The following is an 11,121-nucleotide window of genomic DNA, read 5'->3' on the forward strand; positions in this document are numbered from 1 at the left end:
CCGCCTTGAGGACGCCGGCCGCGGCCGCTGAACTCAAACGGGGTCTGACCCCGGTTTCCGCCCCGGGTTTCAACGAGAGGTAAGGCATGATCGTCTCCGAAGAAATCAAGCGTTTGCACGAACTGCACCAGGCCGGCGCCTTGACCGACGAGGAATTCGCGCGGGCCAAGGCTCGGTTGCTCGATTCCGACCCGGGCCAGGGCGGCGCGCCGTTTTCATCCGGCCCGGCGCCGCACGCCGACGCCGATGCCGGCGCCGACTTCGCGCGCGACGTCAACCGTTTCCGCCGTTCCCGCAACGACCGCTGGCTCGGTGGCGTGTGCGGCGGCCTCGGTCTGTCGTCGGGCATGGAGTCGTGGATCTGGCGCTTGATCTTCGTGCTGTTTACGCTCTCGTTCGGATTCGGACTGGTGATTTACCTATTGCTATGGATCTTCGTCCCGGACGAAGACATGATTGGGAATTAAAATAATGAGCACTCCAAAACAATTTGACGTCGTCGTCATCGGCGCCGGCCCCGGCGGCTACATCGCCGCCATCCGCGCGGCGCAGCTGGGCTTTTCCGTCGCCTGCGTCGACGCCTGGGAAAACGCCAAGGGCGGCCCGGCGCCGGGCGGCACCTGCACCAACGTCGGCTGCATCCCGTCGAAGGCGCTGCTGCAGTCGTCCGAGCACTACGAGCACGCCGGCCACTCGTTCGCCGAGCACGGCATCGACGTCGCCGGCCTGACGCTGAACCTGCCGCAAATGCTCAAGCGTAAAGAAACCGTCGTCAAGCAAAACAACGACGGCATCCTTTACCTGTTCAAGAAAAACAAGGTCGCCTTCTTCCACGGCCGCGCCGCCTTCGCCGGCGCCGCCACGGCCGAAGGCTATCAGCTGGCCATCAGCGGCCCGGCCGCCGAGACCATCAGCGCCAAGCACGTCATCGTCGCCACCGGCTCCAACGCGCGCACGCTGCCGGGCGCCCCGTTCGATGAAAAACTGATCCTGTCGAACGACGGCGCGCTGTCGGCCGGCGTGGTGCCGAAGAAGCTGGGCGTGATCGGCGCCGGCGTCATCGGCCTCGAAATGGGTTCCGTGTGGCGCCGCCTGGGCGCCGAAGTGACCGTGCTCGAAGGCTTGCCCGTGTTCCTGGGCGCCGTCGACGAACAGGTCGCCAAGGAAGCGCTCAAGCAGTTCACCAAGCAGGGCCTGGGCATCAACCTCGGCTGCAAGATCGGCAAGATCACGCCGGGCAAGAACGACGTCACCGTCGAATATGAAAACGCCAAGGGCGAAGCCCAGAGCGCCGTGTTCGACCGCTTGATTATCTCCATCGGCCGCACCCCGAACACCGACGGCCTGGCCGCCGACAAGGCCGGCCTGCAACTGGACGAGCGCGGCTTCATCGCAGTCGACCACGACTGCAAGACCAACCTGCCCAACGTGTGGGCGATCGGCGACGTCGTGCGCGGTCCGATGCTGGCGCACAAGGCGGAAGAAGAGGGCGTCGCCGTCGCCGAGCGCATCGCCGGCCAGCACGGCCACACCAACTTCAACACCATCCCGTGGGTCATCTACACCTCGCCGGAAATCGCCTGGGTCGGCCAGACCGAGCAGCAGCTCAAAGCGGCCGGCGTGGCCTACAAGTCGGGCAGCTTCCCCTTCCTGGCCAACGGCCGCGCCCGTGCGCTGGGCGACACCACCGGCTTCGTCAAGTTCCTGGCCGATGCCACGACCGATGAAATCCTCGGCGTCCACATCATCGGACCGATGGCCTCGGAGCTGATTTCGGAAGCCGTCGTCGCGATGGAGTTCAAGGCCTCGGCCGAAGACATCGCCCGCATCTGCCACGCCCACCCATCGCTGTCGGAAGCGACCAAGGAAGCCGCGCTGGCGATCGACAAGCGCACCTTGAACTTCTAAGCCGCATGCGGCGGGCGCCCTGTCGTTCCACGCCATCGTGTGGAGCGATGCGGCGCCCGCCGTTTTTCATGCGCAGTCTCCTCGCACTGAATCGAATTCCATGAACGTCCAAGAGTTTTACGAGCACGCGCTGCAAGAGCGCGACTTCAAGGCCGACGCCGCCCAGCGCGCCGCCGTCGACCGGCTGCAAATCGCCTACGACGAATGGGTCGCCTACAAGGGCCAGCGCTCGAACAGTTTCAAGCGCTTCATCAACCGTCCCGACGTGCCGCGCGGCGTCTACATGTGGGGCGGGGTGGGGCGCGGCAAATCGTTTTTGATGGACAGTTTTTATTCGGTGGTGCCGCTGGTGCGCAAGACCCGGCTGCACTTCCACGAATTCATGCGCGGCGTGCACCGCCAGCTCGACGAGCTGACCGGCGTCGCCGATCCCCTGCAGGAAGTGGCGCGCCGCATCGCCCGCAAATACCGCCTGATCTGCTTCGACGAATTCCACATCTCCGACGTGGCCGACGCGATGATCATGTATAACCTGCTGTCGGCGCTGTTCGACAACGGCGTCTCCTTCATCATGACGTCGAACTACGATCCCGAGCTGCTGTACCCGGACGGCCTGCACCGCGACCGCATCTTGCCGACCATCGCGCTGCTCAAGGAAAAGATGGACGTGATGAACGTCGACGCCGGCGTCGACTACCGCGGCCGCGCGCTCGAACAGGTCGAGTCCTATTACACGCCGCTGGGCGCGGCCACCGACAAGTCGCTGCGCGACGCCTACGCGAAAATCGCCGACCGCGCCGACGAGGATCCGCGCGTGATGATAGAGTCGCGCGAAATCCGCGCGCTGCGGCGCGCCGGCTCCATCATCTGGTTCGACTTCGCGACCCTGTGCGGCGGGCCGCGCTCGCAAAACGACTATCTGGAAATCGCCAGCCGCTACCATACCGTGATATTGTCCGGGATTCCGATGATGTCGGCGGCGATGTCGTCGGAGGCGCGCCGCTTCACCTGGCTGATCGACGTGTTCTACGATCAGAACGTGAAGCTGCTGATGTCGGCCGAAGTGGCGCCCGAAGAGCTGTACACCAACTGCATGATGGCCAACGAATTTCACCGCACGGTTTCCCGCATCGTCGAGATGCAGTCGCGCGCATACATGGATAAAGAGCAGCGCGGCGCAGCCGACGCGCTGGCCTGAGGCATTTTAGGATAACGCTATGGCACTAACGATAAAAACAACGATGCTGGCGACCATGCTGGTCTGGGGCGCGCAAGCGCAAGCGCAGGCGCAGTCGCAAATGCCGCCGGCCACGCAGGCCGACACGCCGGCGCCGACCTCGACGGCGATGCCGACGCCGGCCGCGCTGGAGGCGCCGCCAGTGACGCCGGCACAGACGCAGCCGCCGGAGCACATCCCCGCCGCGACGTCGGTGGCGCCGCGGCCGCCGGCCGTGATGCCGAACGCCGCCGAGCTGCTGGCCGGTCCGCTGGCCGACCATAGCCCCAGCATCTATAAGGTGCCGTTGACGCATTCCATCGCCGAGGCCGACGCCAAGCTGGCCGACGTGGCCGCCGGCCGCGCCGCCGCCGCCAATGAATACGCGGCCAGCGAAGCGATCTGCTACAACAAATTCTTCGTCAATATCTGCCTCGACAAGGCCAAGGAAAAGCGCCGCGTCGTGTTATCGAACTTGCGCGCCATCGAAGTCGAAGCCAACCACTACAAGCGTGAAGACGAAGTGAAGCGGCGCGATGCCGAGCTCGTCGAGCGCGCCCGCAAGGATGCCGAAGACGAAGCCCAGCGCCAGGCCGCGCCCGTCAAGGCGCCGGCCGCGCCGTCGGCGCCGCCGTCGCCGGTCAGCGGCCCGTCCGTGGCCCAGCGCATCGCCGAGCACGACGCCAAGGCCAAACGCCAGCAGGCGGACGAGGCGGCCAAAGTGGGCCAGCGCGCCGCCAATGCGGCCGCGTTCGCGAAGAAAAAGGCCGATACGGCGCAGCACGCCGCCGACGTGGCGGCGAAAAAAGCCGCCAAGGCGGCGGACACGAAGAAGAAGGCCGATGCGGCGGCGGCTTCGGCGGCGGCGTCCGCCTCGGCGCCCCAGCCGAAACAGTAAGCGGCTAAACGGCGCGGCCCATTTTCTGTACCGTGTAATTCGGTACATCCTTGGGCGGCGCGACCAGCTTGATGATGGCCATCGAACAATTGTCGCCCTTGCCCTGGGCCCGTTCGATGGCCTTGTTAATCAGCTTTTCCGACGCCATGCGCGGCGGATTGCGGGCCACGACGGCGGCCAGTTCGGCGTCGGTGAAATACTGCCACAAGCCGTCCGAGCACAGCAAAAACGCATCGCCGGCCCGCAAGCCCTCGTGCGTGCCTATGGTCACATAGGGCACCTTGAAGCGGCTGCCCAGCACATTGCTGAGCAGTTTCGAATTGCGGTGCTTCCTGGCCGCTTCGAGCGGCAGCTGGTCCTCGCTGACGAGGTGCTTGACATAGGCCGTGTCATTGCTGCGCAGGACGCAATTCCCGCCATGAAAATGATACAGCCGTGAATCGCCCACGTGCGCCCAGATCGCCTGGCCCAGCGGCGTCAAGATCAATATGGTCAGCGTGCTCTGCGGTTCGCTGGTGGCGGCGACCGGATTCATCTTGATGATGTCGTGCGCTTCGCGGACGATGTTGCGCAGCAGGTCGGCCAGGCGCGGCAGGCTGGGCGCGTCGCCGGCGCGGAATTCGTCGAACAGGTGCTTGCTGGTGTGCAACACCTGCTCCGACGCCAGGGCGCCGCCGCTGACGCCGTCGGCCAGCACCGCCATCACATAGCCGGGTGCCTTGGCCGCCGTGTACAGGGCGGTGCGGTCGTTTTGTTGCGGCCGGTTCCCGATATGCTGGGCGGTTCCGGCCTCTATTTTGTATGTACTCATAAATACACTGTATCCTAGGCGGCCGGCGGCGGCCTTGATTCGTGTTGCGGATCAATCTGGTTGGCGGCGGGGCCGCCGTAGATTAAACTATGCACCGGTATGCGCTTTTGTTGCAAGTATTGGTGTTGGCGGAACGAAACTAATTTGATTGTATGCGCAACTGCCCGTTGCGCGCCCGGCAATTTGTAACAGAAAACATAGCGAATTATGACTGATGCACAGGAAATTCAGCGCAGGCTAGTGGAACTGGACGTCGAGCACCGCGATCTCGACGCCGTGATCGACATGTTGACCCTCGACGGCCACCACGATCAGTTGCAACTGCGGCGCCTGAAAAAGCGCAAATTGCAGCTGAAAGACTACATCACGCTGCTGAAGATGCAGCTGGTGCCCGATGTCCCGGCCTGAGCGGCCGCCCGCCGCCCGCCACAACTAAGTATATTTTGACCGAACACCACTCATCGTCCGCCCTCACGTCCGCCGTCCCGCCCGACCGGCCCGCCCACGCGGCCGTGGCCACGCAGGAAATCCCGGCCCCGCCGCCGGGCAAGCACGACGCCGAGATCGAGCGCCTGTTCGGCGCCGGCGGACCGCTCAGCCCGGCGGTCGGCAGTTACCGGCCGCGCCGTTCGCAAACCGAGATGGCCAAGGCCGTCGCGCAGGCGATCGCCGACCAGAGCACGCTGATGGCCGAGGCCGGCACCGGCACGGGCAAGACCTTCGCCTACCTGGTGCCGGCGTTGTTGTGGGGCGGCAAGACCATCGTCTCGACCGGCACCAAGAACTTGCAGGACCAGCTGTTCTTGCGCGACATCCCGACCGTGCGCGCCGCCTTGCAGGCGCCGGTCTCCGTCGCGCTGCTCAAGGGTCGCTCCAACTACGTCTGCCACTACCACCTGGAGCGCACGCTGCAAAACGGCCGCATGACGTCGCGCGACGACGTCGGCCACCTGCGCGAAATCTCGCGCTTCCTGAAGATGACCAGCTCCGGCGACAAGGCCGAGCTGGCCAAAGTGCCGGAAAACGCGCTGATCTGGAACCTGGTCACGTCCACGCGCGACAATTGCATGGGCGCCGAGTGCCAGTATTATCAGGATTGCTTCGTCATGAAGGCGCGCAAGGAAGCCCAGCAGGCCGACGTGGTCGTCGTCAACCACCACCTGTTCTTCGCCGACGTGGCGCTGAAGGACACGGGCGTGGCTGAATTGTTGCCATCCGCCAACACCATCATCTTCGACGAGGCCCACCAGCTGCCGGACACGGCCACCCTGTTCTTCGGTGACACGTTTTCCACCTCGCAAGTGCTGGAACTGTGCCGCGACGTCCTGGCCGAAGGCTTGTCGAACGCGCGCGACGGCGCCGACTGGGGCAAGGTCGTCACCGTCGTCGAAAAGGCCGCGCGCGACCTGCGCCTGACTTTCCCGCAAGACATCGTGCGCCTGTCGCTGCCGCAGATCGCGCCGTCGAGCGACTTTTTCCCGGCCCTGCAAACGCTCAAGGACGAGCTCGACGGCATGATCGCCGTGCTCGAAGGCCAGGCCGCCCGCGCCGAAACGCTGGAACAGTGCCGGGTGCGCGGCGTCGAGCTGGCGCAGCAGCTGGCCGCGTGGAAATTCGACCCGAAAGCCAAGGTCGACGCCGGCGCCGAGGCCGTGTTCTGGGTCGAGGCCTACACCACCTCCTTGCAGCTGCACAAGACGCCGCTGTCGATCGCGCCCATCTTCAACGGCCAGCGCGAAGGCGTGCCGCGCAGCTGGATCTTCACGTCGGCCACACTGGCCGTCAAAAACGACTTCAAGCACTTCGCTTCGCAGATGGGCCTGGTCGACGAGCCGTCCAAATCGTGGCCCAGCCCCTTCAATTACGAAGAGCAGGGCATTTTGTATGTGCCGCAGAACTTGCCCGATCCCAATTCGCTGGGCTATACCGACGCCGTGCTCGACAAGGCTCTACCCATCATCGAGGCGGCCGGCGGGCGCACTTTCCTCTTGTGCACGACCCTGCGCGCCGTCAAGCGGGCTGCCGAACGCCTGCGCGACGAATTCGAGAAGCGCGGCCTGAACTATCCGCTGTTCGTGCAGGGCGACCGTGGCCGCACCGAATTGCTGGACCAGTTCCGCAAGGCCGGCAATGGCGTGCTGATCGGCAGCCAGAGTTTCTGGGAAGGCGTCGACGTGCGCGGCGACGCGCTGTCGCTGGTCATCATCGACAAGCTGCCGTTCGCGCCGCCCGACGATCCGGTGCTGGCGGCCCGCATCGAGGTGATGGAAAAGCAGGGCATGAATGGCTTTATGCACCACACCTTGCCGGAAGCGATCATCAACCTGAAGCAGGGCGCCGGCCGTTTGATCCGCGACGAGGGCGACCGGGGCGTGCTGATGCTGTGCGATCCGCGCGTGATTTCCAAGCCTTACGGCAAGCGCATCTGGCAGAGTCTGCCGTCCTTCAAGCGCACGCGGGAGGAGGTCGAGGTGATCGAATTCCTCCAGAATATGGATGCGCTGGCGGCGGCCGAGAAAGCCGCCTCGTAACTTTTGGTTTTTATTTTGCAATAATAGCGGGCGGGCTGCGGCCGCTTGATTCGGGGTCCGATGTCCGCCGGCGGCCGCGTTGGCACTCACCCCGCGATCACCTCGGCCATCATCCTGGCGCTCAGCCCGGCAAAATCACGACCTTGCCGGTGACCTTGCGCGCCGCCATATCGTTCAGCGCCTGCGCCGTATCGGCCAGCGCGTAGCGTGCCGAAATGCGCGGCTTGATCTTCCCTTCCGCCAACCAAGCCAGTAATTGCCGCATCGCTGCCAGATGCGCTGCCGGCTCGCGCTTCACGAACTCGCCCCAAAACACGCCGATCAGCGACGCGCCTTTGAGCAGGGTCAGGTTCAGCGGCAGCGCCGGAATTGCGCCGTTGGCGAAGCCCACCACCAGATAACGGCCGCGCCAGCCGATGGTGCGGAAGGCCGCTTCCGTGTATTCGCCGCCGACCGGATCGTAAATCACGTCCGGCCCCTGGCCGCCGGTCGCGGCCTTGATGGCGGCGCGCAAGTCTTCCTTGCTGTAATTGATGACGGCATCGGCGCCGTGTGCTTTGCACACGTCCAGCTTGGCATCCGTGGAGGCGGCCGCGATCACACGGGCGCCGAGCGCTTTTCCGATCTCGATGGCGGCCAGTCCCACCCCGCCAGCCGCGCCCAGAAATAGCATGGTCTCGCCAATTTTTAGCGTGGCTCTATCGACCACGGCGTGGTACGAGGTGCCGTAGGTGAGGGTAATGGCGGCCGCCGTGTCGAAATCCATCCCCGGCGGCATGGGCATCAACGCCTGCGCCTGCACCATCAATTGCTGCGCGAAACCGCCGACGGACGTGAGCCCGATGACGCGGTCGCCGACCTTGATACCGCTGACGCCGGCGCCCACCTCGCGCACCACGCCCGCCACTTCGCTGCCCGGCGTGAACGGCAGGGTAGGTTGAATTGATACTTGCCCTGAATAATGAGCACGTCGGGGAAGTTGACGCCGGCCGCCTGACGTCCAGCACGACGTGGCCGGGCGCCGCTTGCAGGTCCGGCAAGTCTTCCACGACCAGGCTGTCCGGCGGTCCCCACGCTTTGCATACGATGGCTTGCATTGTTTTGTCTCCTGGTGATTTTTAGAAATAGTACGACCGTTTGATTTTTCAATTATGCCTGAAAGTCAACACGGTTCAACAAGGATATGCTTGGCGCGACTTTGCGCGCGCGCAAAGTGCGGGCGGTTCAGATTGTTAGAGTTGGTCAGCGTACCGTGCCCGGCCCGGAAGAAACAGGAGGATGCCATGACTGTCCGCTACGGCTGTTTCTTGAGTTATGCCCATGGCCGTCATGCGTACATGAGCAAGTTCAAGAATGATTTGATTGATGCGCTTAAATGCTATCTGGAACCGCATTTCGATACCGAAAATGAATTGTTCGTCGACAGCGAGCAGCTCGGCGGCGGTGACGACCTGGACCAGCGCATCGCGCTCGCCCTGTGCGAGAGCGCGTGCATGATTGCTATCTATACGCCGAAATACGAAGCCCACGGCTATACCCGGCGCGAATTTGCCGCGATGCAACTGATCGAGCAAGAGCGCCGGCTGTGGTATCCGCTGCCCAGCCACCTGATTATTCCGGTGGTCATGACGCGCCACCCGAACGGCTTGCCGCCGCAAATCACCGGCCCCGGCATGTACGTCGATTTTTCGCGCTACACGCTGGCCAGCGGCGAGCTCAAGACCAATCCCGATTTTCTGCCCGACCTCGACAAAATAGTGCAGCGCATCGCCAGCCATTACCACTGTTTAAAACAATGCACGCCACCGGCCCATGACTGCGGCAGCTTCGTGCTGCCGGACATCCCGCCGGAATGGCGCGCCATCCCGCCACCTCATTTCCCACGCTAAAGGCTAAGCCATGGAACTCTCGCACCTGTCGCTGCCACCGCTGACCGCTCCCGGCGAAGTCGTCACCTTTTATTCCTACAAGGGCGGCACCGGCCGTACGATGGCGCTGTCGAATATCGCCGTTATGCTGGCGCGGCGCCAGAACGCCACCGTCCCCATCCTAATGATCGATTGGGATCTGGAAGCGCCGGGCCTGCACCACTATTTCGACAAGCACGAGGCCGGCCCCGGCGTGCTGGAGTTTTTCGAGGCCTGCCGCGAGCAATTGCGCTTGCGCCGCCGCAGCGCCGCCGCGCTCGACGACGATGAACTGGCCCACGAGGTGCTGGCCGCCATCGGCTGGGAGCAATATGTGACGCGCGTCGACCAGGGCAGCTCTTTATATCTGATGCGCGCCGGCCGCTTCGACGACAGTTACAGCGAACGCCTGGCCCATCTGCGCTGGAACGAGCTGTTCGACAGCTGCCCGGCGCTGTTCCGTTGCTTCGCCGATAATCTGGCCCGCCATTTCCGCTACGTGCTGGTCGATTCGCGCACCGGCCGCACCGACAGCGCCGGCATCTGCGCCACTTTGCTGCCCAGAAAGCTCGTCGTCGTCTTCACGCCCAACCGCCAGAGCCTGGAGGGCGTGCGGGCGCTGGTCACGCGCGCCACCAGCTATCGCGGCAGCCACGAGGACGAACAACGTCCGCTGCTGGTCTATCCCTTGCCGTCGCGCATAGAAATGGGCGACAGCGCCCAGCGCGCCCAGTGGCGCCACGGCGATCCGCAACTGGGCATCGCCGGCTACCAGCCGATGTTCGAGCGTCTGCTGACCGACTGCTACGGCATCTCGCAGCTGAGTCTGGAAAGCTATTTCGATGAAGTCCAGTTGCAGCAGACCAAGACCTTCGCCTACGGCGAGCAACTGGCGGTGCGCATCGACCAGGGCGGCGACCGTTTTTCGCTGACCCGCACCTTCAACGCCTTCCTCGACTGGCTGGCCGGCGGCTATTTTCCGTGGCAGTCCAGCCGCGAGATTTATCTGCTGGCGGCGATCACCGAAGCGCGCGCCGCCATCGCCGACGGCGGCGCGCGCGCGGTGGCGCTGCCGATGGCGCGCGACTTGAACCGGCTCGGCGAGCTGTACCGGCGCGAGGGCAAGCCGGCCCAGGCCTGCACCTGCTTCGACGAAAGCATGACGCTGCGGCTGCGCGTGCTCGGCGAAGACCACGTCGACACGCTGTACAGCAAGGCCAACCTGGCCGCCATGCTGCGCCAGCAGGGCAAGCTGGACGAGGCCCGCTTCCTCGAAGAATGCATAGTCGACGCCCGCGTACGCTTGCAGGGCGCCGACCATCCCGATACGCTGGCGGCCCAGGCCAGCTTGGCGACCACGCTGGCGCAGCAGGGCGAGGCCGACGATGCGCTGGCCTTGCAGCAAACCGTGCTCGACGCCTATTTGCGCCGCCACGGTCCCGACCACCTGGCCACGCTGGCCTGCCGGGACGGCCACGCCCACATCCTGTTCCAGCTGGGCGACTGGCACAGCGCGCGGCTGGAATGGGAACAGGTGGTGGCGGCGCGCAAGCGCCTGCTCGGCTCCGAACATCCGGACACGCTGCGCAGCAAGACGGCGCTGGCGCGGGTGCTGGCGCGGCAGGGCGACTACGCGGCCGCGCGCAGCCTGTTCGAGACGGTGTTGCGGGCCCAGCTGGCGAGGCAGGGCGCCAGCCACGCCGGCACCGAGGAGGTGCGCGTCGAGCTCGACACGGTGCTGGCGGCGCTGGGCGAGCCGCCGGCGCCGCTGGAATTGCGGCAGAGCGCGGCCGGCGCCGCCTATCCCGGCCAGCGCCCGCACGCCGCCGCCCGCCTGCCGCCGCCGTGGC

The 11,121-nt window shown here is 65.0% G+C and carries 9 protein-coding genes and 1 pseudogene; 8 read left to right on the forward strand and 2 right to left on the reverse strand.

Going from position 1 to position 11,121, the window contains the following annotated elements; translation table 11 throughout:
• The first annotated feature begins 86 nt into the window (after positions 1 to 86).
• From Q0S71_RS01370 to Q0S71_RS01385, 4 genes are all read left to right on the forward strand, one after another.
• Complete coding sequence (locus tag Q0S71_RS01370; protein WP_295990276.1) at positions 87 to 467, forward strand: PspC domain-containing protein; 381 nt, start codon at positions 87 to 89, stop codon at positions 465 to 467.
• A gap of 4 nt (positions 468 to 471) precedes the next feature.
• Entirely contained in the window at positions 472 to 1,908 is a 1,437-nt protein-coding gene (gene lpdA / locus Q0S71_RS01375) for a dihydrolipoyl dehydrogenase (protein WP_295990278.1), read from the forward strand.
• A gap of 100 nt (positions 1,909 to 2,008) precedes the next feature.
• A complete protein-coding gene (gene zapE / locus Q0S71_RS01380; RefSeq protein ID WP_295990280.1) occupies positions 2,009 to 3,106 on the forward strand; it encodes a cell division protein ZapE in 1,098 nt (365 codons plus the stop codon).
• Between the two features lie 19 nt (positions 3,107 to 3,125).
• On the forward strand, positions 3,126 to 4,022 hold the full coding sequence (locus tag Q0S71_RS01385; protein ID WP_295990282.1) for a hypothetical protein: 897 nt from the start codon (positions 3,126 to 3,128) through the stop codon (positions 4,020 to 4,022).
• Between the two features lie 4 nt (positions 4,023 to 4,026).
• Here the strand turns inward: Q0S71_RS01385 and Q0S71_RS01390 are convergent, their stop codons facing one another.
• Positions 4,027 to 4,833: a PP2C family serine/threonine-protein phosphatase gene (locus tag Q0S71_RS01390; RefSeq protein ID WP_295990284.1), complete on the reverse strand. Its 807-nt coding sequence runs from the start codon at positions 4,831 to 4,833 to the stop codon at positions 4,027 to 4,029.
• Between the two features lie 207 nt (positions 4,834 to 5,040).
• Here Q0S71_RS01390 and Q0S71_RS01395 point away from each other — a divergent pair, with 207 nt between their 5' ends.
• Positions 5,041 to 5,241 (forward strand): DUF465 domain-containing protein, encoded by a 201-nt coding sequence (locus Q0S71_RS01395; protein ID WP_295990286.1) that lies wholly within the window; start codon positions 5,041 to 5,043, stop codon positions 5,239 to 5,241.
• A gap of 104 nt (positions 5,242 to 5,345) precedes the next feature.
• Positions 5,346 to 7,364, forward strand: coding sequence for an ATP-dependent DNA helicase (locus tag Q0S71_RS01400; protein ID WP_295990291.1), 2,019 nt, complete (start codon positions 5,346 to 5,348; stop codon positions 7,362 to 7,364).
• Between the two features lie 121 nt (positions 7,365 to 7,485).
• On the opposite strand, the pseudogene Q0S71_RS01405 reads toward Q0S71_RS01400, so the two are convergent.
• Positions 7,486 to 8,461 (reverse strand): annotated as a pseudogene (locus tag Q0S71_RS01405) (NADPH:quinone oxidoreductase family protein).
• 90 nt (positions 8,462 to 8,551) lie between these two features.
• Here Q0S71_RS01405 and Q0S71_RS01410 point away from each other — a divergent pair.
• Complete coding sequence (locus tag Q0S71_RS01410) at positions 8,552 to 9,253, forward strand: toll/interleukin-1 receptor domain-containing protein (RefSeq protein WP_295990288.1); 702 nt, start codon at positions 8,552 to 8,554, stop codon at positions 9,251 to 9,253.
• 10 nt (positions 9,254 to 9,263) lie between these two features.
• Positions 9,264 to 11,121: tetratricopeptide repeat protein (locus Q0S71_RS01415; protein ID WP_295990289.1), on the forward strand; the 1,858-nt coding region annotated here is incomplete at its 3' end.

Source organism: Rugamonas sp. (assembly GCF_025354735.1).
In the GTDB taxonomy this organism is placed as follows: domain Bacteria; phylum Pseudomonadota; class Gammaproteobacteria; order Burkholderiales; family Burkholderiaceae_D; genus Rugamonas.

Bases quoted from the DNA above. Each gene is read 5' to 3' on its own strand.
- Q0S71_RS01385 (WP_295990282.1), top strand. From the start codon at position 3,126: ATGGCACTAACGATAAAAACAACGATGCTGGCGACCATGCTGGTCTGG.
- lpdA (WP_295990278.1), top strand. From the start codon at position 472: ATGAGCACTCCAAAACAATTTGACGTCGTCGTCATCGGCGCCGGCCCC.
- Q0S71_RS01390 (WP_295990284.1), bottom strand. From the start codon at position 4,833: ATGAGTACATACAAAATAGAGGCCGGAACCGCCCAGCATATCGGGAAC.
- Q0S71_RS01395 (WP_295990286.1), top strand. From the start codon at position 5,041: ATGACTGATGCACAGGAAATTCAGCGCAGGCTAGTGGAACTGGACGTC.
- zapE (WP_295990280.1), top strand. From the start codon at position 2,009: ATGAACGTCCAAGAGTTTTACGAGCACGCGCTGCAAGAGCGCGACTTC.
- Q0S71_RS01370 (WP_295990276.1), top strand. From the start codon at position 87: ATGATCGTCTCCGAAGAAATCAAGCGTTTGCACGAACTGCACCAGGCC.